Origin of the sequence: Pseudomonas sp. B2M1-30 (assembly GCF_025447575.1) — a bacterium.
In the GTDB taxonomy this organism is placed as follows: domain Bacteria; phylum Pseudomonadota; class Gammaproteobacteria; order Pseudomonadales; family Pseudomonadaceae; genus Aquipseudomonas; species Aquipseudomonas botevensis.
Genome location: NZ_JAOEJT010000001.1, coordinates 681,506 through 703,362 on the forward strand (window position 1 = coordinate 681,506; position 21,857 = coordinate 703,362).

The following is a 21,857-nucleotide window of genomic DNA, read 5'->3' on the forward strand; positions in this document are numbered from 1 at the left end:
GTTCACTCCGTTGAATTCCGTTTAGCCGCGCGCGGCAGCGATCTTGATCAGCTTGGCGTAGTAGAACCCGTCATGTCCGCCCTGCCGGGCCAGCAATTGGCGACCATGGGGCTGCTTGATCCCGGCGGCGGTGGCCAGGTCCAGTTCGCGGGCGCCGGGCGTACGCTCAAGGAACGCGGCGATGACTTCGGTGTTCTCGGTCGGCAGCGTCGAGCAGGTGGCGTAGAGCAGGATGCCGCCCACCTCGAGGGTTTTCCACATGGCGTCGAGCAGCTCGCCTTGCAGTTGCGCGAGGGCGGCGATGTCGTCGGCCTGGCGGGTCAGCTTGATGTCCGGATGGCGCCGGATGACTCCGGTGGCCGAGCATGGCGCGTCGAGCAGGATGCGCTGGAACGGCTTGCCGTCCCACCAGGTGGCCGTGTCGCGACCGTCGGCAGCGATCAGTTCGGCATCCAGGCCCAGCCGTTCGAGGTTTTCTTTGACCCGCACCAGACGCTTGGCTTCAAGATCCACCGCCACCACGCCGGCCAGCGCCGGTTCGGCTTCGAGGATGTGGCAGGTCTTGCCGCCGGGGGCGCAGCAGGCGTCGAGCACGCGCTGGCCCGGGGCGAGATCGAGCAGGTCGGCGGCCAGTTGCGCGGCTTCGTCCTGCACGCTGATCCAGCCCTCGGCGAAGCCCGGCAGGCTGCGCACGTCGGTCGCCGCCTCAAGGACGATACCGTCGCGGCTGAACGTGCAGGGCTGCGCGGCGATGCCGGCGTCAGTCAGCAGCGCGAGGTAGGCATCGCGACTGTGATGGCGGCGGTTGACTCGCAGGATCATCGGCGGATGCGCGTTGTTGGCCGCGCAGATCGCTTCCCATTGTTCGGGCCAGAAGGCTTTCAGGGATTTTTGCAGCCAGCGCGGGTGGGCGGTACGCACCACCGGATCGCGCTCCAGCTCGGCGAAGATCGTTTCGCTTTCACGCTGGGCATTGCGCAGCACCGCGTTCAGCAGACCTTTGGCCCAGGGCTTTTTCAGCTTGTCGGCGCAACCGACGGTCTCGCCGATGGCGGCGTGGGCCGGCACCCGGGTGTAGAGCAATTGATAGAGACCGACCAACAGCAGCGCCTCGACATCGGCGTCGGCAGCCTTGAACGGCTTCTGCAGCAGTTTTTCCGCCAGTGCCGACAACCGTGGCTGCCAGCGGGCGGTGCCGAACGCCAGATCCTGGGTGAAGCCGCGATCGCGGTCCTCGACTTTTTCCAGTTGTGTCGGCAGGGAGCTGTTGAGCGAGGCTTTTCCGCTCAGGACTGCGGCAAGTGCCTTGGCGGCGGCCAGACGCGGGTTCATTGGCTGTCCGCCGTTTCGCCGAGCAGCGTGCCGATGGCGAATTTCTCACGGCGGCTGTTGAACAGGTCACTGAAATTCAGCGCCTTGCCACCGGGCAATTGCAGACGGGTCAGGCACAGCGCCTGCTCGCCGCAGGCGACAATCAGGCCGTCCTTGCTGGCGCCGAGGATTTCACCTGCTGCGCCTGTGCCTTCGGCGAGTGTCGCCGCCAGCACCTTCAGGGCTTCGCCGTTGAGCGTGCTATGGGTGATCGGCCACGGATTGAAGGCTCGAACCAGACGCTCCAGCTCGATGGCCGGGCGGTTCCAGTCGATGCGCGCTTCGTCCTTGTTCAGCTTGTGTGCGTAGGTGGCGAGGTCGTCGTTCTGCACTTCGCCGTCCAGCGTCCCGGCAGCCAGTCCGGCAATCGCCTGGACCACGGCCGGTGGACCCATTTCGGCGAGGCGGTCGTGGAGGCTGCCGCCCGTGTCTTCGGCGCTGATCGGGGTGACGACCTTGAGCAGCATCGGGCCGGTGTCCAGGCCGGCTTCCATGCGCATCACGGTCACGCCGCTTTCCGCGTCGCCCGCTTCCACGGCGCGCTGGATCGGCGCCGCACCGCGCCAGCGCGGCAGCAACGAGGCGTGGCTGTTGATGCAACCCAGGCGCGGGATGTCCAGCACCACTTGCGGCAGGATCAGGCCGTAGGCGACCACCACCATCAAATCCGGCTTGAGTGCGGCCAGTTCGGCCTGAGCATCGGCGTTGCGCAGGGTCGGCGGCTGCAACACCGGGATATTGTTCTCCAGCGCCAGTTGCTTGACCGGGCTCGGCATCAGTTTCTGCCCGCGACCGGCCGGACGATCCGGTTGGGTGTAGACCGCGACGATCTCGTAAGGGCTGCTCAGCAGGGCCTTGAGGTGTTCGGCGGCGAATTCCGGGGTGCCGGCAAAGACAATGCGCAGTGGCTCGGTCATGGAGGGCTCTCTATTGCAAAGCTTCTTGAAAAGAAAAAGGCTTGCCGCAGCAAGCCTTTGAAGGAGGGCATCAAGCGTTCTGGCGGTGGATCTTTTCCAGCTTCTTCTTGATGCGGTCGCGTTTGAGCGTAGACAGGTAGTCGACGAACAGTTTGCCGTTGAGGTGGTCGCATTCGTGCTGGATGCACACGGCGAGCAGGCCTTCGGCGATCAGTTCGTAAGGCTGGCCATCGCGGTCCAGCGCCTTGATCTTGACCTTTTGCGGGCGGTCGACGTTTTCGTAGAAACCCGGCACCGACAGGCAGCCTTCCTGGTACTGGTCCATCTCCTCGGTCAGCGATTCGAACTCGGGGTTGATGAACACCCGGGGTTCGCTGCGGTCTTCGGAAAGGTCCATCACGACGATACGTTTGTGCACGTTGACCTGGGTCGCGGCGAGGCCGATGCCCGGCGCTTCATACATTGTTTCAAACATGTCATCGACCAATTGACGCACTTCGTCGTCCACTACGGCCACTGGCTTGGCGATAGTGCGCAGACGCGGGTCCGGAAATTCGAGGATGTTCAAAATGGCCATAAGCTTGATTGCTGCACGTGTGAAGTAAAGTCGGGCGATGGCCTGGCAGGTCCGAAGATGCAGGCTACCGTTGTGAAACGAAGCTCTTCTGCTTTCAGAGTAGCCAGGGAGCGAGCCACGGGGGCTCTGGCGTTTCACGCGAACGCACATGATAAAGGGATTCACCGCATGAGGAAATCACTACTCGCCCTGCTGTTCCTGGCCTCGGCCGGCGCCGCGCACGGGCAAGTGCAACTCAAGGAAGGTTTTCCACAGCAGTACACGGTGGTTTCGGGGGACACCCTCTGGGACATTTCCGGCAAATACCTGCGCGAACCCTGGCAGTGGCCACAGCTGTGGCGGGCCAATCCGCAGATCGAAAACCCCAACCTGATCTACCCCGGCGACACCCTGACGCTGAGTTACGTCAACGGTCAGCCGCAGTTGACCGTCAATCGCGGCGCATCACGGGGCACCATCAAACTGTCGCCACGGATTCGCACCAGCCCGGTGGCCGAGGCGATTCCGAGCATTCCGCTCAAATCGATCAACAGTTTTCTGCTGAGCAACCGCATCGTCGACAAGGTCGAGGACTTCGACAAGGCGCCGTACATCGTCGCCGGGGATGCCGAACGGGTGCTCAGCGGCACCGGCGACCGGATTTTCGCCCGAGGTCATTTCGATCCGAACCAGCCGGTCTACGGCATCTTCCGCCAGGGCAAGGTCTACACCGATCCGCAGAGCAAGGAGTTTCTGGGGATCAACGCCGATGACATCGGGGGCGGCGAGATCGTTGCCACCGAAGGTGACGTCGCCACCCTCGCCCTGCAACGCACCACCCAGGAAGTGCGCCTTGGCGATCGGCTGTTCAGTGGCGAGGAGCGTTCGATCAACTCGACCTTCATGCCCAGCGCACCGGGCAGCGACATCAACGGCCTGATCATCGATGTGCCGCGTGGCGTCACCCAGATCGGCGCGATGGACGTGGTGACCCTGAACAAGGGCAAGCGCGACGGCCTGGCCGAAGGCAACGTGCTGGTGGTGATGAAAACCGGGGAAACCGTGCGTGACCGGATCACCGGCCAGCCGTTGAAAATTCCCGATGAGCGCGCCGGGTTGCTGATGGTGTTCCGCACCTACGACAAACTCAGTTACGGGCTCGTCCTCAACGCATCGCGCTCGTTGGCGGTGATGGACAAGGTGCGAAATCCTTAGCTGGCTTCACAAGTTACCAACAGAGTTATCCACAGCTTGTTCCGAAAGGTTCGGGGCTTATAACGATCAAGGATGATCCATGATGATGTCTGTCTGTACGCCGGTTTCCCCGGCGGAACTGGAGGCGCGTCTGCGCCTGCACCGCTTGCCCGAAATCGGTCCCAGGCGCTTTGCCAAACTCCTCGAAGCCTTCGGCTCGGCGTCCAAGGCCATCAGCGCCCCGGTCAGCGCCTGGCGTGCGCTGGGTCTGCCGGCGGCGTGCGCCGATGCCCGACGCTGCCCCGAGGTGCGCGATGGCGCCAGCCACGCATTACGCTGGCTAGAGCGGCCGGATCAACATTTGCTGATGTGGGATCAGGCGGATTACCCGGCGTTGCTGGCGCAGATTCCCGACCCGCCGCCGCTGCTGTTCGTGGCCGGCGATCCGCACATTCTCGAAAAACCTCAACTGGCGATGGTCGGCAGTCGTCGCGCCTCACGCCCCGGCATGGACACCGCCGCCGCGTTTTCCCGCAGCCTGGCCGGGGCCGGTTTTGTCATCACCAGTGGCCTGGCACTGGGCATTGACGCCGCCGCGCATCAAGCAGCCGTGGATGTCGGCGGGCAGACCGTGGGCGTGCTCGGCACCGGTCTGGAAAATTTTTATCCACAGCGCAATCGGCGGCTGGCGGACACGATGATTGCCTCCGGCAGTGCGGTGCTTTCGGAGTTCCCGCTGGACGCCGGGCCGACGGCGAGCAACTTCCCCCGGCGCAACCGGATCATCAGCGGCTTGGCCCTCGGCGTGCTGGTGGTCGAGGCGAGTGTCGCCAGCGGCTCGCTGATAACCGCACGGCTGGCGGCGGAACAGGGGCGCGAGGTCTATGCGATTCCCGGTTCGATCCATCACCCCGGCGCGCGCGGCTGCCATCAGTTGATCCGTGACGGCGCGGTGCTGGTGGAAACCATCGAACACATCCTCGAAGCCTTGCGTGGCTGGCAGCATCTGCCGTTATCCACAGACGCCCCCGTGGTCGATCACCCGTTGCTGCAGCTGTTGCACGCGGCGCCCCACACCAGCGAGGCCTTGGTCGACAGCAGCGGCTGGAGCTTGCCCAAAGTGCTCGCATCGCTGACTGAACTGGAAATGGACGGCCGCGCGGTGTGCGAAAACGGCCGCTGGTTGGCCAGGACGCGCTAGGTTTTACAAGGAAGATCGGTAAACTGCGCGAAACCTGTCTGCGGAGATTTTTTTCATGGTCAACAGTTGGCGTGTGCAACAAGCCGCACGAGAGATTCGCGCCGGGGCGGTGATTGCCTATCCAACCGAAGCCGTCTGGGGCCTGGGGTGCGATCCGTGGAACGAGGAAGCGGTGGATCGCCTGCTGGCGATCAAGAACCGTTCGGTGGACAAGGGGCTGATCCTGATCGCCGACAACATCCGCCAGTTCGATTTCCTCTTCGAAGACTTCCCGCAGGACTGGATCGACCGCATGGCCAGCACCTGGCCGGGGCCGAACACCTGGCTGGTGCCGCATCAGAATCTGCTGCCGGAATGGGTCACCGGTGTGCATGACACCGTGGCGCTGCGGGTGTCGGACCATCCGCAGGTGCGGGATCTGTGCTCGCTGGTCGGGCCGCTGATCTCGACGTCGGCCAATCCCCAGGGGCGCCCGGCGGCGAAGTCGCGGTTGCGGGTCGAGCAGTATTTCCGTGGGCAGGTCGATCTGGTGCTGGGCGGAATGCTCGGCGGACGCAAGAACCCGAGCCTGATTCGCGATCTGGCGACGGGCAATGTGGTGCGTCCGGCTTAAGACGGCGTTGCCTGATTCGCGAGCAAGCCCGCTCCCGCAAGGATCTTCTGAGAGGCCTTATGGGAGCGGGCTTGCCCGCGAAGGGGCCGGTCAAGGCAACAGAATGGTCGAACCCGTCGTGCGTCGTGCCGACAACTCGGTCTGAGCCTTCGCCGCTTCAGCCAGTGAATAGCGATGGCTGATGTCGACCTTGAGCTTGCCGCTGCTGATCATCCCGAACAGCTCATCGGCCATGCGTTGCAGGTTCTCGGCGTTGTTGGCGTAGGTCGCCAGGGTTGGCCGGGTCACGTACAGCGAACCTTTCGCCGCCAGAATCCCCAGGTTGACCCCGTCCACCGCACCCGACGCATTGCCGAAACTCACCAGCAGACCACGCGGAGCTACGCTGTCCAGGGACGTCAGCCAGGTGTCCTTGCCGACGCCGTCGTAGACCACCGGGACTTTCTTCCCGTCAGTCAATTCCAGCACCCGTTGCGCGACGTTTTCGTGGCTGTAGTCGATGGTTTCCCAGGCGCCGTTGGCCTTGGCGAGATCGGCTTTCTCTTTCGAACTGACGGTGCCGATCAGTTTCACGCCCAGGGCCTTGGCCCATTGGCAGGCCAGGGAGCCGACGCCGCCGGCTGCTGCATGGAACAGAATGGTTTCGCCGCCCTTGAGTTCATAGGTCTGGCGCAGCAGGTACTGCACGGTCAGGCCCTTGAGCATCACACCGGCGGCGGTTTCGAAACTGATGCCTTCAGGTAGAAGCACCAGATTGGCCTCGGGCAACACATGCACATCGCTGTAGGCGCCCAGCGGGCCGCTGCCGTATGCCACGCGATCACCGACCTTGAACCGCGTGACCTCGCTGCCCACCGCTTCGACGATGCCCGCACCTTCAGCACCCAGGCCCGATGGCAGGGCCGGCGGCGCGTAGAGGCCGCTGCGGTAATAAGTGTCGATGAAGTTCAGGCCGATGGCCTTGTTGCTCACGCGAACCTGCTGCGGGCCGGGCTCGGCGGGCTGGTAATCAACGTACTCGAGCACTTCGGGGCCGCCGTGGGCGCGGAACTGGATACGCTTTGCCATCTGCCTACTCCTTGGGTCAATCGAACGAAGTTGAAATGCGAAGCCCCCTATCGAACTCCCATGCTTGATCTTCGTCAACTGCGGCGCGCCGGCCCACGATGGTATGCTACGCGCCCATTTGCGCCGCCCCCCGCTCCCGGGGCGCCGCGCAGTTATGCCCTGATTCAAGGTGAAGCCATGACGACCCGCACCGACGCCGTAAAGGCCTATCTGCTCGACCTGCAAGACCGCATCTGCGCCGCGCTGGAAACCGAAGACGGCGGCGCGCGTTTCGTTGAAGACGCCTGGACCCGGCCGGCCGGCGGTGGCGGTCGGACCCGGGTGATCGATAACGGCGCGGTGATCGAAAAGGGCGGCGTCAACTTTTCCCACGTCTATGGCAGCGGTCTGCCACCATCCGCCAGCGCCCACCGTCCGGAACTGGCCGGGCGCGGTTTCGAAGCCCTCGGCGTGTCGCTGGTGATCCATCCGCACAACCCGCATGTGCCGACTTCCCACGCCAACGTGCGCTTTTTCATCGCCGAGAAGGAAGGTGAAGAGGCGGTCTGGTGGTTCGGCGGCGGCTTCGACCTGACGCCGTACTATGGCAACGAAGAGGACTGCATCCACTGGCACCGTGTCGCCGAGCAGGCCTGCGCGCCGTTCGGGCCGGACGTCTATCCGCGCTACAAGGCCTGGTGCGACACCTATTTCCACATCAAGCATCGCAACGAACCGCGCGGTATCGGTGGCCTGTTCTTCGATGACCTGAACGAGTGGGACTTCGACACCAGTTTCGCCTTCATGCGCGCCATTGGCGATGCCTACGTCGACGCTTACCTGCCGATCATGCAGCGTCGCAAGAACGATGCGTTCACCGCCCAACAGCGTGAATTCCAGGAATTTCGCCGTGGCCGTTACGTCGAGTTCAACCTGGTCTACGACCGTGGCACGCTGTTCGGCCTGCAATCGGGCGGGCGCACCGAATCGATTCTGATGTCGCTGCCGCCGCAAGTGCGCTGGGCCTACGACTGGAAGGCTACGCCTGGCAGCGAAGAAGCGCGGCTGACCGAGTATTTCCTGCAGGATCGCGACTGGCTGGCCCAGGCCTGAACGAGGAGTTGTGATGGATCGTTACGTCGTTTTCGGTAACCCGATCGGCCACAGCAAGTCGCCGATGATTCACAAGCTGTTCGCCGAGCAGACCGGGCAGCGCCTCGATTACAGCACGCTGCTGGCGCCGCTCGACGACTTTTCCGGCAGCGCCGAGGCGTTTTTCCGCGAGGGGCGCGGCGCCAACGTGACAGTGCCGTTCAAAGAAGACGCCTATCGTCTGGCCAACAGCCTCACGGCACGGGCGCAGCGGGCTGGTGCGGTGAACACCTTGAGCAAACTCGCCGACGGCACGCTGCGGGGAGATAACACCGATGGCGCCGGACTGGTGCGCGACCTGACGGTCAACGCCGGGTTCAGCCTGACCGGCAAACGTATCCTGCTGCTGGGCGCCGGTGGCGCGGTGCGTGGGGCGCTGGAGCCGCTGCTGGCGGAGCAACCGGCGTCGGTGATCATCGCCAATCGCACCGTCGACAAGGCTGAATTGCTGGCTGAGCTGTTCTGCGACCTGGGGCCGGTGTCGGCCAGTGGTTACGACTGGCTGCAAGAACCGGTGGACGTGATCATCAACGCCACCTCCGCCAGCCTGACTGGCGACGTGCCGCCGATTGCGCCGAGCCTGATCGAGCCGGGCAAGACCCTGTGCTACGACATGATGTACGGCAAGGAGCCGACCGCGTTCTGTCGCTGGGCCTCCGAGCATGGCGCCGGGGTGGTGATGGACGGCCTGGGGATGCTGGCCGAGCAGGCGGCGGAGGCGTTTTTCCTGTGGCGCGGGGTGCGCCCGGATACCGCGCCGGTGTTGGCCGAATTACGTCGCCAACTGGCCCTCTAAAAGCTTCGTGGACAAGCCCGCTCCCACAGGTGCAGTGATGCTCTGGGTAGGAGGCGGGCTTGCCCGCGAATGGCCGCGACGCTGTTTTCGGATCACTCCTCAAACCGGATCGGACATTTCTCCGGCCCTTCCAGCTTCCTCAGCTCTTCGACCACCTGCGGTCGCGCCTGGCGCAAGGTCAGGCTGCGATCCTGGCGCAGCAGGCGCCGCGCTTCCTGGTGGAGCATTTCCACTCCGGAATAGTCGATGAAGTTGATCTGCTGCGCCTCGATTACTACCCGCGCACCGTGCATGCGTTGCAGGCGCACTTGCAGGTAGTGGCTGGCGCCGAAAAAGATCGAGCCACCGACGCGCAGCACATCGTCGTCGCCATCGCGCCAATGCTGCACCCGAGGTTGCGAGGTGCGCTTGAGGTAGAAAAACAGCGACGCCAGCACCCCGGCGTAGATCGCCGTCTGCAATTCCAGCAGCAGGGTGGCGACGCAGGTCAGGCTCATCACCACGAACTCCGCGCGGCTGACCCGCAGCAAGGCGCGAATGCCGCGATGGTCGACCAGCCCCCAGGCGATCAGCAGAATGCTGCCGGCCATGGCCGGGATCGGAATATGGGCGATCAGCCCGGCGCCGAAAATCGCGAACAGCGCCACCCACAACGCCGAAAACACCCCGGCCAACGGCGAACAGGCGCCGGCCTCGTAGCTCAGCCCGGAACGGGTGAACGAGCCGGCGGACAGGGAGCCGGAGAAAAACGCTCCGACAATGTTCGACAGACCCTGGGCGCGGACTTCCTGATTAGCGTCGAGCAATTGCTGCGAACGTGCGGCGATCGAGCGGGCAATCGACAGGCTGGTGACCAGCCCGAGCATGCCCACCGCCACAGCGCTGGGCAGCAGCCGCAGGATCAGATCCAGATCCAGCGGCAACCCGCTGAACGGCGGCAGCCGCCCGACGAAGGCGCTGACCAGATGCACGTGGCCGAACATCGCCGGCCACAGCCACACCACCAGACTGCCGAGCACCAGCGTCATCAACAGCGTTGGCCAGCGCGGCAGCAACTGTTTGAGCAGTACGCCCACCACCACCGTCGCGGCGCCGAGGGCCAGGGAGGGTTTATCCACAGCCCCCAGATGACGGAGCAGATCCATCGCACTGCCCAGCGCCGTGGCTTTCGAGGGGAGATCCAGCCCCAGCAGGTTTGGTAACTGGCCGATGGCAATCACCACCGCCGCGCCGAGGGTGAACCCCAGCACTACCGAATGCGAGACGAAATTCACCAGCGCGCCGAAGCGCAACAGGCCGAGCAGCCACTGGAAAATCCCGGCGAGAAAGGTCAGCAGCAGGATCAGGGTGATGTAGTCCTGTGACGCGGGCATGGCCAGTGGACTGACGCTGGCGAACAGCACAATCGAAATCGCCGCCGTCGGCCCACAGATCAGATGCCACGACGAGCCCCACAGGCAGGCGATCAGCACCGGAATGATCGCTGCGTAGAGCCCATACTCGGGTGGGAGACCGGCGATCAGGGCGTAGGCAATCGACTGGGGTAACGCGAGAATCGCACCGCTGAGACCAACCACCAGATCGCGCCCGACGCTGGCGCGGGTCTGCCGGGGCAGCCAGTTCAGGAACGGGAAAAGTGAGCGGCGGCTGGGGAGGGCCATGGATCCTCGCGGTATGGGGTTTGTGAAAGAGTATCAGGGTGTCAGTGGGAAAAGCCCTCTCCCAAAGGGAGAGGGGACTGACCAGGGTGTCCGGTCGAACTCAATTTTGATGATTCCCCGTTCGGCTCCCTTTCCCCTCGCCCCCTTGGGGGAGAGGGTTGGGATGAGGGGGCCAATCTAAAGTCGAACGCAGACAATGATCCCCCCGCGATCAAAGCCTGGCCTTCACCGCCGCCAACGCATCCTTGCCATCCACGGTCTTCACCCCGTCCAGCCATTTATCCAGCACCGCCGGATTCGCCTTGATCCACGCCTTCACCGCCTCGGCATTGCTGACCTTCTTGTTCACCACCTCGGCCATGATGCTGTTCTCCATGTCCTGGGTGAACGACAGGTTCGTCAGCAACTTGCCGACATTCGGACACGCCTGGGCGTAACCCTTGCGCGTCAGGGTATAGACGCTGCCGGTGTCGCCGAAATACTTCTCGCCGCCCTTCAGGTAACGCATTTTCAGCTGCACGTTCATCGGGTGCGGTGTCCAGCCGAGGAAGGTGACGAACTTCTGCTTCTTCACCGCCCGCGAGACTTCGGCAAGCATCGCCTGTTCGCTGGACTCGATCAGCTTCCACTGCCCCATGTCGAAGTCGTTCTTCTTGATGATTTCCTGCAACGAGATGTTCGCCGGCGCGCCGGAGCCGATGCCGTAGATCTTCTTGTCGAACTTGTCGGCAAACTTGTTCAGGTCGGCAAAGTCATGCACGCCCGCGTCCCACACGTAGTCCGGCACGGCCAGGGTGAACTCGGTGCCGTCGAGGTTCTTCGCCAGTTGGGTGACGTCGCCGGTGGCCACGAATTTGTCGTAGAAGCCCTGCTGCGCCGGCATCCAGTTGCCGAGGAAGACATCGACCTGACCATCCTTCAAGCCGCCAAAGGTGATCGGCACTGCGAGGGTGTCGACCTTGGCCTTGTAGCCCATGCCGTCCAGCAGAAACCCGGTGATGGCGTTCGTCGCGGCGATATCGCTCCAGCCCGGATCGGCCATTTTCACCGTCTCGCACGAATCGGCGAAGGCCGAGACGCTGCCCAGCGCCAGCAGGCTGGCCGTCAGTACTGTGGATAACTTACGCATGGACTTCCCCTTAACATTATTGGTTTTGGCAGGGTTGTGGATAACGTGCTTTGCGCTCCAGGTCATCGAGGTCGATGTGGTTGCGCATGTACTGCTGACTGGCGTCCACCAGCGGCTGGTGATCCCAGCTCTTCAGCTTGCCGATGGTCAGCGCCTCGGCGACGAACCGCCGACGCCGCTGGCTTTCCAGGACATCGCGGTGAATGGCCGGAATGTCCCATTTGGCTCGTGCTTCGGCGAGAAAATCGTCGAACAGCTGACGATGTTGCGGCGATTGGCTGAGTTCTTCGAGCTCGCGCGGGTCGTTGTCTACGTCGAAGAGTAGGCAAGGGTCGCTTTCGCTGTAGATAAATTTGTAGGCACCGCGCCGAATCATCATCAACGGGCTGATGGTGCCTTCGGCCATGTACTCGCCGAACACTTCATCGTGCCCGCCCTGCCCTTGCAGGTGCGGCATCAGCGAACGGCCATCGAGTGGCAGGCTGGCTTCGAGCGTGCCGCCGGCCAGCTCGACGAAGGTCGGCAGCAGATCGGCGGTGGACACGGCAGCGCTGACCCGACGTGCGCCGAACTGGCCCGGCGCGCTGACCAGCAGCGGCACCCGCGCGGCCATTTCGTACCAGTGCATTTTGTACCAGAGCCCGCGCTCGCCGAGCATGTCGCCATGGTCGCCGGAGAAGACGATGATGGTGTCCTCGATCAGCCCGGTGTCTTCAAGGGTTTGCAGGAGTTTGCCGACGTTGGCGTCGATATAGCTGCAAGCACCGAAATAGGCCCGGCGCGCGTCGCGAATCTTGTCCACAGGCAGCGGCTTGTCCCACAGGTCGTAGACCTTGAGCAGACGCTGGGAGTGCGGGTCGAGGGAATGCTGATCCGGGGTTGTCGGCAGCGGGATATCGGCGTCGTCGTACAAATCCCAGAAAGCCTTGGGAATCGTGTACGGATCGTGTGGGTGGGTCATCGACACGGTCAGGCAGAACGGCTGGTCGCCGTCCTCGCGAATGTGGTCGAACAGGTATTGCTGGGCCTTGAACACCACTTCTTCGTCGAAGTCGAGCTGATTGGTGCGCACGCACGGCCCGGCCTGCAACACCGAGGACATGTTGTGATACCAGCTCGGGCGTACGTCCGGTTCGTCCCAGTTCACCGCCCAGCCATAGTCGGCGGGGTAGATGTCGCTGGTCAGGCGTTCTTCGTAGCCGTGCAGTTGATCCGGGCCGCAGAAGTGCATCTTGCCCGACAGCGCGGTGCGGTAGCCCAGACGCCGCAGGTAGTGGGCGTAGGTCGGAATGTCGGCGGGGAAATCGGCGGCGTTGTCGTAAGCGCCGATCTTGCTCGGCAACTGTCCGCTGACCAGGGTGAAACGCGACGGCGCACACAGCGGGCTGTTGCAATAGGCGGCGTCGAATACCACGCTTTGGGCGGCGAGGCGGCTGAGATTCGGCAGTTTGATTGGCGAAGGGCCGTAGAACGGCAACATTGGCGCGGCCATCTGATCGGCCATGATGAAAAGAATATTCTTGCGCTTCATGTGATCGCGGCATTCCATAGTGAATATTTATGCGACATTGCTGCGATCGAGCATGGATTCCACGCCCTATCCGGTAAAGCCCGCGCCGGACAATGACTAGGATAAGCACAGCTTATGTATGAAGCTCTTGGTGATTTGTCGCTGGATCTGCTGCGAGCCTTCGAGGCGGCGGCCCGGCATCGCAGCTTCACCGCTGCGGCGGTGGAGCTTGGCACCACGCAGCCGGCGATCAGCCAGCAGATCAAACGCCTGGAGGAACAGCTCGGTGCGAGGCTGTTCGACCGGATTTACCGGGGCATCGAACTGACCGAGGTCGGCTCTCTACTGTTTGAACAAGTTACCCTCGGTTTGCAGAATATCGACGCAGGATTGAGTGCAATCAGCGCACAACAGCAGCATGAAGTGTTGCAGGTCGCCACCGACTTTGCCTTCGCGGCCTACTGGCTGATGCCACGATTACCGCGCTTTCACGCGGCCAATCCGCAGGTCGATGTGAGCCTGGTCACCAGCGAGCGCAATCACAATATGCTGCGCACCGACATCGACGTGGCGATTCTGTTTGGCGACGGGCGCTTCAAACAGGGTGAAAGTCATTGGCTGTTCAGCGAGGAAGTGTTCCCGGTATGCAGCCCGCTACTGCTCAAGGAGCGCACCCTGCCCTTGCCGGCCCAGGCGTTGCTGGAGTTTCCGCTGTTGCACTTGCGCGGGGAAAACAGTAGCAACTGGTTCGACTGGAGCGGCGTGTTCCGCGAGTTGGGCATCACCACGCCGCCCGCGCCGGGGCAACTGCGTTTTGACAATTACACCTTGCTGATTCAAGCGGCGATCGGCGGCCAGGGTGTGGCGATCGGCTGGCGGCATCTTGTGGATAACTTGCTGACCCAGGGTTTGCTGTGCCGACCCATTGCCGAAACCACTCTGTCGCGCCTCGGGTATTACGTGGTGCTGCCGCAGCGCAAGCGCCGGGGAGCGTTGATCCAGCGGTTCGTCGACTGGCTGATGGCGGAACAGGCCAGCAGCGCGGAATCCCTCGCGGGGCTGCCGTTGCCGTCGATTGCGGTGTGAAGCGTTTTCAAGGTCCGCCAGCGGCGACAAAGTTCACATGCTCACCCACATGCAGATTCAGCCGCAGCTCATCGGCGATCCCCACCGCCACGCGGTTGAGCCGCTCCAGCGGTTCCGTCAGCCCTGGCTCCAGCGTCCCGCCGACCTGACTGAAATGCTCGATGGTCAGGCCCGCCACCCCGCGCGGCGCATTCACCAGGGTCCATTGCAGCGGGCTGCTTTGCAGGGCTTCGCGGACTTCCTCGGCGGCGTGGCGTTGCAGACGATCATCAAGGTCCGGCTCGTCGAGTACGGCGAAATCCCCCACCACAAACAATCGCGACACCCCTGCCGCTTGCAGGCCATCGATCAGCGCATCGACCGCCAGCACCTGCTCGACCGGGCCGAGCACCACGGTTTTTTCCACATGGTCGCTGCTGAACGGCAAGCCCGGCGCATCGAGCAGGCAGATCACCGCCGAACTGCCGGCCACACTCTGGTTGACCCGCTCGGCATCGAACAGATCGCCGCTCTTGGTACGCAGGCCCGGACGCGGCGCGAGCGCCGTCAAATCGTCGAGAATCGCGATGACTTCGTGCTGGCGCCGCAGCAGCTCAGCCATCAACGCACTGCCCAGGCTGCTCATGGCACCATAGAGCACCACCTTCACCACCGGGGTTTCGGCATTTTTCATGGCTGATTTCCCTTTTGTTATCCCTTGTATGGCGTGTGACACGCGGGCAACGGCGAGGGTTCGAACCGATTCAGCGAGGCTGCGATGCAGACGATCAAGGGCTATCACGCCCACGTTTATTACGATGCGAGCACTATCGATCAGGCGCGGGCGTTGTGCGAACAAGCCGCGCAGTTGTTTCCATTGCGGATGGGCCGGGTTCACGAGCGCCCGGTCGGCCCGCACCCGGACTGGAGTTGCCAACTGGCCTTCGGCCCGGAGTTGCTTGGCGATGTGCTGCCGTGGCTGGTACTCAATCGCGCGGGGCTGGTGGTGTTTCTGCACCCGGACACCGGCGATGACCTGCTCGACCACACCGAACATGCCATCTGGATGGGCGCAATCCGGCCACTGGATCTGTCTATTTTCTGAGCAGGCTGTGGCAAACCTACAGGGTTTCTTCCGGTTCGCCCGGCAAATGCTCGTCCAGGTGCAGCCACGGTAGCTGGCTGTCAGTCCAGATATGCCGTTCGGCCGGCGCCTGTTCCGGATGATCGAGGGTGGCGATGGTCAGATCGATGCTCTCGGGGCTGAGCAGCGTCACCAGCGCCAGTTGCGCGCCGCAGTTCGAGCAGAAGAACCGCGCGCAACTGCTCGATGAGTCATAGCGCGACGGCGTGCCGGCCAGCCATTGGAAATTCGCCGCCGGCACGGTGATCCAGGTCGTGACGATCCCGCCGCTGACCCGCCGACAGATCGAGCAATGGCAATGGGCGATGTCTTGCAACGCCCCGCTGAACTGATAGCGGATGTGTCCGCAATGGCAGCCGCCGCTGTGGAATGAAGCCATCGTCAGATCACCTAGTTAGCGGATCAGATTCCGCATACGTGCCATTTCATCGTTAATGACGATTGTCGATCCAGGTTTGAGTCCCAGCGTCTTTGCCATCGAATTCATCGCCTTGTTCAGCGCACTCTGAAGGTCGACCATCCATTCCTTCGGAAAGTTGTTGATGACAAGGACGCATTTCAGGGCGCAGCTCCCGAGATCAAGGTTCAAGAATCCCACGGGAAGGAGTTCTTCACTGTGGTCGTGGCGCCTGAGACACGAGGCTAGTGTCAGTTGCACGGAGTTTGTGAATTTCTGCCGGATTTCTTCCACGAAGTTGGCGGTCTGCCGGGGAGCGCTTGATTTTGCCTCTATAAACCAGGCTTCGACCGGTCTGCCCGGAAGATCTCGCAGTAAAACAAACTCAGTGACCTTGATCCCTTCTCCCAATCTTTTCGAAAGTGGGCTGGTTTCGATTGGGAAAAGTTTTTCTTCAGGAAATGGCCCAAAAATCATCCCTGATTCTTCGATTGAAATAGTCATCCCAGAGCCAGCTCCACTTCTTCTTCGTAGAGGCGGATTGATTCATCGACGATGGGGTTGTCCGGCATGCCTTTGAGCAGGTCATCACTTTTCCACTCTCCGTCGACCGATGAAAGCACTGGAATGGACATGTTCTGTTTTTGGGCTGCGATATACAGCGCTTTAATCACAAAGTAAGAGTGACTGGCGACGAAGAACTGAATTCCACTCTCTGCAAGGGACACGATGATGTCAATCAGCTTGGTGATCGCAGTCGGATGCAAAGCAGACTCTGGCTCGTCGATGAATACCATGGAGTCTTTTGTCAGATACCGATTGCCCAGCAAGGTGTCGAGAATGGCAATTTTTTTGATGCCTTCGGCCGTAGAACCAATCTGGAATTTCTGATTGCCTTTCTTGAATTGCCAGCGATTGGCTCGACTATCGAACTCTACTTTGCCGCCGAACATCTCTTCCAGGTTCTCCCGAGCCTTGGCGAAATGAGCGTGATTTCTGCCTTTTGTTGGCAGCAGACGCAGAGCTTTTGCCAAATCGTAATAGGTGTCATCGAATCCGAAGTCTTTATCGACATCACGACTTTTCAAAATGATGTGCTGCAGTGAAAGCACTTCCTTGGGAGGAAGGAAGATCGAATTGCTGCCGCGTGGAGGTACGTGATTTTCCAGAGAGGCGATATTTTTGGTTGTGTCCTTGCCGAAACCATAACGAAACTCGCGCGAATCGACATTGACCCTGCATGACAACGGACTATCTGCACTTTTTGTTACCAGATCGCCAATCTTGTCAGCCTGGAATGTCCAGTAAAGCTTGTCGGTGAGAATTTCTGCGGCTGACCGCTGCTCATTTCCACGTTGATACTCTTCGAGTGTTCGCATCGTGCAATACAGCGCCTTCAGCAAGAATGTCTTGCCGCTGCTGTTTGCTCCGATGATCAGATTCAAATTTGAGAGTTTGGCCCAACGGACTTTCTGTAATGGGCCGAAATTGTCTAATTCAACGCTTTTGAGCATTGGTTGGAGCTCCTCTCAAACTTTGCAGTGGGCGCTAGCCTAGCACTGCGATTCTCGTCCATACAGCAGGGAACGCAGCCCTTCAGAAACTGCGGAAGCGTCTTACGATTCAGCTCCCCATGGAGTTGGTTTTTGCGGGAAACAGTTCCGACCTCTTGTCAGAGCTTTCACCAACGAAAGCTGGCTGAAAGCTTGCCCGATTAGGATCGCCCCCACTGCCGGCAACAGACCGGTTGGCCAACGTGTGTGATTCATCGCTCATCCGGCCCAATTAACAACAACAATGGTGATTCTGATGTCCTCTGCAACCCGCCTCTTCGCTGTCACTCCGCCCGTACGTCTCGTGCTTCCCGTTCTGCGCTGATCCGTCCGATCCGCTCATTCCCTAGCCGCGCTACGCCTGGAGTATTCCCATGCTGACTTTCCTTGGCTTCGCCATGGTCATCACGTTCATGTTCCTGATCATGACCAAGCGCCTGTCCGCGCTGATCGCCCTGATCATCATCCCGATCCTGTTTGCCCTGTTCGGCGGTTTTGCGCCGAAGATCGGCCCGATGATGCTCGAAGGCATCACCAAGCTGGCGCCGACCGGCGTGATGCTGATGTTCGCGATTCTCTATTTCGCCCTGATGATCGACTCCGGCCTGTTCGACCCGGCCGTGCGCAAGATCCTCAAACTGGTCAAGGGCGACCCGTTGAAAGTTTCGGTCGGCACCGCCGTACTGGCGCTCGTCGTTTCCCTCGATGGTGACGGCGCGACCACTTACATGATCTGCGTGGCCGCCATGCTGCCGCTGTACAGCCGCATCGGCATGAGCCCGCGCATCATGGCCGGTCTGATCATCCTCGCCGGTGGCGTGATGAACATGACCCCATGGGGTGGTCCGACCGCCCGTGCCGCCAGTGCGCTGCATGTCGATCCGTCGGACATCTTCGTGCCGATGATCCCGGCCATGGCTGCCGGTGTGGTGGCGATCCTGATCATCGCCTACTTCTACGGCAAGCGTGAGCGTGCGCGTCTGGGTGAGCTGCATCTGATCGGCGACGAGATCGATCACAGTGAAATCAGCGTGTCGCAGTTCCCCGATGCCCGCCGTCCGAAGCTGATCTGGTTCAACGGCCTGCTGACCCTGGCGCTGATGTGCACCCTGATCGCCGGCCTGCTGCCGCTGCCGGTGCTGTTCATGGTGGCGTTCAGTATTGCCATGATCGTCAACTATCCTTGCCTGCAACAGCAGAAGGATCGGGTGGCGGCGCATGCCGGCAGCGTGCTGTCGGTGGTCAGTCTGATTTTCGCGGCGGGTATCTTCACCGGTATCCTGTCGGGCACCGGCATGGTCGATGCCATGTCGAAAAGCCTGCTGGCGGTGATTCCGGATTTCCTCGGCCCGTACCTGGCGGTGATCACGGCGCTGGTGAGCATGCCGTTCACCTTCTTCATGTCGAACGACGCGTTTTACTACGGCGTGTTGCCAGTGCTCTCCGAAGCGGCCAGCCATTACGGCATCACGGCGGTGGAAATGGCGCGTGCCTCGATCGTCGGTCAGCCCGTCCACCTGCTGAGTCCACTGGTGCCGTCGACTTACCTGCTGGTTGCACTGGCCGGGATCGAGTTCGGCGACCACCAGCGTTTCACCCTGAAGTGGGCAGTGCTGGTCTGCCTGTGCATACTGGTTGCAGCTTTGCTGTTGGGGACTTTCCCGCTGTTCAGCACGCTGTAACTGTAACGACATCAAACGACCGCGCCGCCAGCTGATTGCTGGCGTCGTGGTTTGACAAACGCTCAAAGGAATACACATGGAATGGCTGACCAACCCTGAGATCTGGGTTGCCTTCTTCACGCTGACCGCCCTGGAAATCGTCCTGGGTATCGATAACATCATCATGATTTCGATCCTGGTCAGCCGCATGCCCAAACACATGCAGGCGCGCACCCGGATCTTCGGTCTTGGCCTGGCCATGATCACGCGGATTCTGTTGCTGCTGTCGATCACCTGGGTCATGCGCCTGACCGCCGACCTGTTCGAAGTGTTCGGCCAGGGCATTTCCGGACGTGACCTGATCCTGTTCTTCGGTGGCCTGTTCCTGTTGTGGAAAAGCTCCCAGGAGATGTACCACGCGCTGGAAGGCGAAGACGAAAGCGACGACGCGCCTTCGGGCAAGGGCGGCAATTTCCTCTACACCATCATTCAGATCGCAATCATCGACATCGTGTTCTCGCTGGACTCGGTGATCACCGCTGTCGGCATGGTCTCCCACGTTCCGGTGATGGTTGCAGCGATTGTCGTGGCGGTGCTGGTGATGATGCTGGCGTCCGGCAAGATCAGCGAATTCATCGACAAGCACCCGTCGTTGAAAATGCTCGCGCTGTCGTTCCTGCTGGTGGTCGGTACTGTGCTGATTGCTGAGTCGTTCGATGTGCATGTGCCGAAGGGTTACGTTTACTTCGCCATGGGCTTCTCGCTGGCAGTCGAGGCGATCAACATCAAGATGCGCGGGGCGATTGCTCGCAAGAAGAAGGAAAAGCAGGATCCGGTGAAGCTGCGCAAGGATATTCCGGGGCAGTAACGCTCAAGATCCTGAGCAATACCCTGTAGGAGCGAGCGTGCTCGCGAAGACGGCGTGACAGTCGACAGTAATGTTGGCGGGTTACACCGCTTTCGCGAGCACGCTCGCTCCTACAGTTGTTTATGGCGGGGCCTTTTCGGGCTTTGTGACACATTTGTTTCAATCCCCACTTTAGCTGTGCAATGCTGGCGTCCAGACCGTTAGCCGACTACAGCTTAAGAAACAGAACGTAGAAATAGCGCGGATCGTCAATTTGCCTCTCTGGGGCGCTGCTTATACAGGGGGTCTGCATGTTAACCCTGCTCAATTTGCTGTCTGCCGTCGCCCTGCTGATCTGGGGTACGCACATTGTCCGGACCGGCATCCTGCGGGTGTACGGCACCAATCTGCGGCATGTGATCGGTCAGAACATGTCCAGGCGCTGGCTGGCCTTCATTGCCGGCATTCTGGTCACCGCGATGGTGCAGAGCAGCAACGCCACGGCCATGCTGGTGACGTCTTTCGTCGGTCAGGGCCTGATGGCGTTGACCCCGGCGCTGGCGACGATGCTCGGTGCCGATGTCGGTACGGCGCTGATGGCGCGGGTGCTGACGTTCGATCTGTCGTGGCTGTCGCCGCTGCTGATTTTCGTCGGGGTGATTTTCTTTCTGTCGCGCAAACAGACGCGGCTCGGGCAGATGGGGCGCGTCGCCATCGGCTTGGGGCTGATCATTCTGGCGTTGCAATTGATCGTCGAGGCCGCCGGGCCGATCACTCATGCCAAGGGCGTGAAGGTGATTTTTGCTTCGCTGACCGGCGACATCCTGCTCGACGCTCTCGTCGGTGCGCTGTTCGCGATGATTTCCTACTCCAGCCTGGCCGCCGTGCTGCTCACCGCGACCCTGGCCGGGGCCAATGTGATCAGCCTGCCGGTGGCGATCGGTCTGGTGATCGGCGCCAACATCGGCAGCGGCGTGCTGGCGTTCATGAGCACCAGCATGCAGAACGCCGCCGGGCGACAGGTGGCACTGGGCAGCCTGTTGTACAAGCTGATCGGGCTGTTGCTGATGATCCCGGTGCTCGATCCGTTCGTACACTGGCTCGACAGTCTGGATTTCAGTCCGCAGGAAATGGTCATCGGCTTCCACCTGCTCTACAACACCACCCGCTGCCTGATTCTGTTGCCGAGTGTCGGGCCGATGGCGCGGCTATGCGCATGGCTGCTGCCGGAACGTCCGGAGGTCAACGGCACCGCCAAACCGCGCCATCTCGATCCGACCGCCCTGGCCACGCCGAGTCTGGCGCTGGCCAACGCGGCCCGGGAAACCCTGCGCATGGGCGATCTGATCGACAACATGCTCGACGCCACCCGCGATGTGCTGCACGGCAAGCAGACGGCGGTGACCCAGGAAATGCGCCGCCTGACCGATGATGTCGAGGCGTTGTACAGCGCGATCAAGCTGTACCTGGCGCAGATGCCCCGGGAGGATCTCGGCGATCAGGACAGCCGGCGCTGGGCCGAGATCATCGAACTGGCGATCAACCTCAAACTCGCCAGCGATCTGATCGAACGCATGCTGCGCAAAATCCAGCAGCAGAAAACCTCGCAACGCCGTTCGTTTTCCGAGGACGGGCTGGAGGAGCTGGCCGGGTTGCAGGGGCAGTTGATCGCCAACCTGCGGCTGGGGCTGTCGGTATTTCTCAGTGGCGACAAGGAAAGCGCCCGTCAGTTGCTGCGCGAGAAGCGCCGCTTTCGCGCCCAGGAACGCCGCTTGGCTCACGCCCATGTCAGCCGTCTGCAACGCAAGATCGTGCAGAGTATTGAAACCAGTTCGCTGCATCTGGAGCTGATTGCCGACATGAAACGCCTGAATTCACTGTTCTGCGGCAGCGCCTATGTGGTACTGGAAACCTCCGATACCGGAGCGCTGGCGGTGGACGATATGACGGATATCACGCATTCGCCTTGAACGTCTGGCACTGCGGTTAGTCAGTAACACAGAGTTCATCCTCGGGGCCGTTTTCGCGGGCAAGCCCGCTCCC

Annotated in this window: 21 protein-coding genes; 10 read left to right on the forward strand and 11 right to left on the reverse strand. The window is 61.6% G+C overall.

What is annotated here, in order from left to right; translation table 11 throughout:
* Positions 1-21 precede the first annotated feature (21 nt).
* The 3 genes from rsmB to def form a co-directional block, all read right to left on the reverse strand.
* Entirely contained in the window at positions 22-1,332 is a 1,311-nt protein-coding gene (gene rsmB, locus N8H74_RS03145) for a 16S rRNA (cytosine(967)-C(5))-methyltransferase RsmB (protein WP_262146156.1), read from the reverse strand.
* The gene (fmt, locus tag N8H74_RS03150) at positions 1,329-2,288 is read right to left on the reverse strand and encodes a methionyl-tRNA formyltransferase (protein WP_262146157.1); all 960 of its coding nucleotides are present in this window, start codon (positions 2,286-2,288) and stop codon (positions 1,329-1,331) included. The genes rsmB and fmt overlap by 4 nt, the downstream gene beginning before the upstream one ends.
* A gap of 70 nt (positions 2,289-2,358) precedes the next feature.
* Positions 2,359-2,865, reverse strand: a complete 507-nt coding sequence (gene def / locus N8H74_RS03155) for a peptide deformylase (protein ID WP_217829039.1) — start codon at positions 2,863-2,865, stop codon at positions 2,359-2,361.
* Between the two features lie 168 nt (positions 2,866-3,033).
* Between def and N8H74_RS03160 the strand changes: the two genes are divergently transcribed.
* The 3 genes from N8H74_RS03160 to N8H74_RS03170 all read left to right on the forward strand — a co-directional run bounded on the left by N8H74_RS03160 (position 3,034) and on the right by N8H74_RS03170 (position 5,852).
* The gene (locus N8H74_RS03160) at positions 3,034-4,059 is read left to right on the forward strand and encodes a LysM domain-containing protein (protein WP_262146158.1); all 1,026 of its coding nucleotides are present in this window, start codon (positions 3,034-3,036) and stop codon (positions 4,057-4,059) included.
* Positions 4,060-4,138: 79 nt separating this feature from the next.
* Positions 4,139-5,239 (forward strand): DNA-processing protein DprA, encoded by a 1,101-nt coding sequence (gene dprA / locus N8H74_RS03165; protein ID WP_262146159.1) that lies wholly within the window; start codon positions 4,139-4,141, stop codon positions 5,237-5,239.
* A gap of 55 nt (positions 5,240-5,294) precedes the next feature.
* Positions 5,295-5,852 (forward strand): L-threonylcarbamoyladenylate synthase, encoded by a 558-nt coding sequence (locus N8H74_RS03170; RefSeq protein WP_262146160.1) that lies wholly within the window; start codon positions 5,295-5,297, stop codon positions 5,850-5,852.
* A gap of 90 nt (positions 5,853-5,942) precedes the next feature.
* Here the strand turns inward: N8H74_RS03170 and N8H74_RS03175 are convergent, their stop codons facing one another.
* Complete coding sequence (locus N8H74_RS03175; protein WP_217829034.1) at positions 5,943-6,920, reverse strand: quinone oxidoreductase; 978 nt, start codon at positions 6,918-6,920, stop codon at positions 5,943-5,945.
* A 177-nt stretch (positions 6,921-7,097) separates the two neighbouring features.
* Between N8H74_RS03175 and hemF the strand changes: the two genes are divergently transcribed.
* Together hemF and aroE are read left to right on the forward strand one after the other, a co-directional pair.
* Positions 7,098-8,012 carry an oxygen-dependent coproporphyrinogen oxidase gene (gene hemF, locus N8H74_RS03180; protein ID WP_262146161.1) on the forward strand — a complete coding sequence of 305 codons (915 nt, stop codon included), beginning with the start codon at positions 7,098-7,100 and terminating at the stop codon, positions 8,010-8,012.
* A gap of 13 nt (positions 8,013-8,025) precedes the next feature.
* Positions 8,026-8,847 (forward strand): shikimate dehydrogenase, encoded by an 822-nt coding sequence (aroE, locus tag N8H74_RS03185; protein WP_262146163.1) that lies wholly within the window; start codon positions 8,026-8,028, stop codon positions 8,845-8,847.
* 92 nt (positions 8,848-8,939) lie between these two features.
* On the opposite strand, the gene N8H74_RS03190 is transcribed toward aroE, so the two are convergent.
* The 3 genes from N8H74_RS03190 to betC form a co-directional block, all read right to left on the reverse strand.
* Positions 8,940-10,508, reverse strand: a complete 1,569-nt coding sequence (locus N8H74_RS03190; RefSeq protein ID WP_262146164.1) for a SulP family inorganic anion transporter — start codon at positions 10,506-10,508, stop codon at positions 8,940-8,942.
* A 211-nt stretch (positions 10,509-10,719) separates the two neighbouring features.
* Positions 10,720-11,637 carry a choline ABC transporter substrate-binding protein gene (choX, locus tag N8H74_RS03195; protein ID WP_217829030.1) on the reverse strand — a complete coding sequence of 306 codons (918 nt, stop codon included), beginning with the start codon at positions 11,635-11,637 and terminating at the stop codon, positions 10,720-10,722.
* Between the two features lie 16 nt (positions 11,638-11,653).
* On the reverse strand, positions 11,654-13,168 hold the full coding sequence (gene betC / locus N8H74_RS03200) for a choline-sulfatase (protein WP_262146165.1): 1,515 nt from the start codon (positions 13,166-13,168) through the stop codon (positions 11,654-11,656).
* A 114-nt stretch (positions 13,169-13,282) separates the two neighbouring features.
* On the opposite strand from betC, the gene N8H74_RS03205 reads away from it, so the two are divergent.
* Positions 13,283-14,233, forward strand: a complete 951-nt coding sequence (locus tag N8H74_RS03205) for a LysR family transcriptional regulator (protein ID WP_217829028.1) — start codon at positions 13,283-13,285, stop codon at positions 14,231-14,233.
* A 7-nt stretch (positions 14,234-14,240) separates the two neighbouring features.
* Here the strand turns inward: N8H74_RS03205 and N8H74_RS03210 are convergent, their stop codons facing one another.
* A complete protein-coding gene (locus tag N8H74_RS03210; RefSeq protein WP_262146167.1) occupies positions 14,241-14,906 on the reverse strand; it encodes an NAD(P)H-binding protein in 666 nt (221 codons plus the stop codon).
* A gap of 84 nt (positions 14,907-14,990) precedes the next feature.
* Between N8H74_RS03210 and N8H74_RS03215 the strand changes: the two genes are divergently transcribed.
* Complete coding sequence (locus N8H74_RS03215; RefSeq protein WP_262146169.1) at positions 14,991-15,317, forward strand: DOPA 4,5-dioxygenase family protein; 327 nt, start codon at positions 14,991-14,993, stop codon at positions 15,315-15,317.
* A gap of 16 nt (positions 15,318-15,333) precedes the next feature.
* Here N8H74_RS03215 and N8H74_RS03220 read toward each other — a convergent pair whose 3' ends face one another.
* Genes N8H74_RS03220 through N8H74_RS03230 form a run of 3 tightly spaced genes read right to left on the reverse strand, consistent with a single transcriptional unit; the run spans position 15,334 to position 17,267 of the window.
* Positions 15,334-15,735, reverse strand: a complete 402-nt coding sequence (locus N8H74_RS03220; protein ID WP_262146170.1) for a GFA family protein — start codon at positions 15,733-15,735, stop codon at positions 15,334-15,336.
* A gap of 15 nt (positions 15,736-15,750) precedes the next feature.
* On the reverse strand, positions 15,751-16,257 hold the full coding sequence (locus tag N8H74_RS03225; protein ID WP_262146171.1) for a hypothetical protein: 507 nt from the start codon (positions 16,255-16,257) through the stop codon (positions 15,751-15,753).
* Positions 16,254-17,267, reverse strand: coding sequence for an ATP-binding protein (locus tag N8H74_RS03230; RefSeq protein ID WP_262146172.1), 1,014 nt, complete (start codon positions 17,265-17,267; stop codon positions 16,254-16,256). The genes N8H74_RS03225 and N8H74_RS03230 overlap by 4 nt, the downstream gene beginning before the upstream one ends.
* A 413-nt stretch (positions 17,268-17,680) precedes the next feature.
* Here N8H74_RS03230 and N8H74_RS03235 point away from each other — a divergent pair, with 413 nt between their 5' ends.
* The 3 genes from N8H74_RS03235 (at position 17,681) to N8H74_RS03245 (ending at position 21,784) form a co-directional block, all read left to right on the forward strand.
* On the forward strand, positions 17,681-18,988 hold the full coding sequence (locus tag N8H74_RS03235; protein ID WP_096822403.1) for a CitMHS family transporter: 1,308 nt from the start codon (positions 17,681-17,683) through the stop codon (positions 18,986-18,988).
* A 76-nt stretch (positions 18,989-19,064) separates the two neighbouring features.
* Positions 19,065-19,835 (forward strand): TerC family protein, encoded by a 771-nt coding sequence (locus N8H74_RS03240; RefSeq protein WP_262146174.1) that lies wholly within the window; start codon positions 19,065-19,067, stop codon positions 19,833-19,835.
* 290 nt (positions 19,836-20,125) lie between these two features.
* Positions 20,126-21,784, forward strand: a complete 1,659-nt coding sequence (locus N8H74_RS03245; RefSeq protein ID WP_262146176.1) for a Na/Pi cotransporter family protein — start codon at positions 20,126-20,128, stop codon at positions 21,782-21,784.
* The last annotated feature ends 73 nt before the right edge of the window (positions 21,785-21,857 follow it).

Coding starts and splice junctions, on each gene's coding strand:
- rsmB (WP_262146156.1), bottom strand. CDS start 1,332: ATGAACCCGCGTCTGGCCGCCGCCAAGGCACTTGCCGCAGTCCTGAGC.
- fmt (WP_262146157.1), bottom strand. CDS start 2,288: ATGACCGAGCCACTGCGCATTGTCTTTGCCGGCACCCCGGAATTCGCC.
- def (WP_217829039.1), bottom strand. CDS start 2,865: ATGGCCATTTTGAACATCCTCGAATTTCCGGACCCGCGTCTGCGCACT.
- N8H74_RS03160 (WP_262146158.1), top strand. CDS start 3,034: ATGAGGAAATCACTACTCGCCCTGCTGTTCCTGGCCTCGGCCGGCGCC.
- dprA (WP_262146159.1), top strand. CDS start 4,139: ATGATGATGTCTGTCTGTACGCCGGTTTCCCCGGCGGAACTGGAGGCG.
- N8H74_RS03170 (WP_262146160.1), top strand. CDS start 5,295: ATGGTCAACAGTTGGCGTGTGCAACAAGCCGCACGAGAGATTCGCGCC.
- N8H74_RS03175 (WP_217829034.1), bottom strand. CDS start 6,920: ATGGCAAAGCGTATCCAGTTCCGCGCCCACGGCGGCCCCGAAGTGCTC.
- hemF (WP_262146161.1), top strand. CDS start 7,098: ATGACGACCCGCACCGACGCCGTAAAGGCCTATCTGCTCGACCTGCAA.
- aroE (WP_262146163.1), top strand. CDS start 8,026: ATGGATCGTTACGTCGTTTTCGGTAACCCGATCGGCCACAGCAAGTCG.
- N8H74_RS03190 (WP_262146164.1), bottom strand. CDS start 10,508: ATGGCCCTCCCCAGCCGCCGCTCACTTTTCCCGTTCCTGAACTGGCTG.
- choX (WP_217829030.1), bottom strand. CDS start 11,637: ATGCGTAAGTTATCCACAGTACTGACGGCCAGCCTGCTGGCGCTGGGC.
- betC (WP_262146165.1), bottom strand. CDS start 13,168: ATGAAGCGCAAGAATATTCTTTTCATCATGGCCGATCAGATGGCCGCG.
- N8H74_RS03205 (WP_217829028.1), top strand. CDS start 13,283: ATGTATGAAGCTCTTGGTGATTTGTCGCTGGATCTGCTGCGAGCCTTC.
- N8H74_RS03210 (WP_262146167.1), bottom strand. CDS start 14,906: ATGAAAAATGCCGAAACCCCGGTGGTGAAGGTGGTGCTCTATGGTGCC.
- N8H74_RS03215 (WP_262146169.1), top strand. CDS start 14,991: ATGCAGACGATCAAGGGCTATCACGCCCACGTTTATTACGATGCGAGC.
- N8H74_RS03220 (WP_262146170.1), bottom strand. CDS start 15,735: ATGGCTTCATTCCACAGCGGCGGCTGCCATTGCGGACACATCCGCTAT.
- N8H74_RS03225 (WP_262146171.1), bottom strand. CDS start 16,257: ATGACTATTTCAATCGAAGAATCAGGGATGATTTTTGGGCCATTTCCT.
- N8H74_RS03230 (WP_262146172.1), bottom strand. CDS start 17,267: ATGCTCAAAAGCGTTGAATTAGACAATTTCGGCCCATTACAGAAAGTC.
- N8H74_RS03235 (WP_096822403.1), top strand. CDS start 17,681: ATGCTGACTTTCCTTGGCTTCGCCATGGTCATCACGTTCATGTTCCTG.
- N8H74_RS03240 (WP_262146174.1), top strand. CDS start 19,065: ATGGAATGGCTGACCAACCCTGAGATCTGGGTTGCCTTCTTCACGCTG.
- N8H74_RS03245 (WP_262146176.1), top strand. CDS start 20,126: ATGTTAACCCTGCTCAATTTGCTGTCTGCCGTCGCCCTGCTGATCTGG.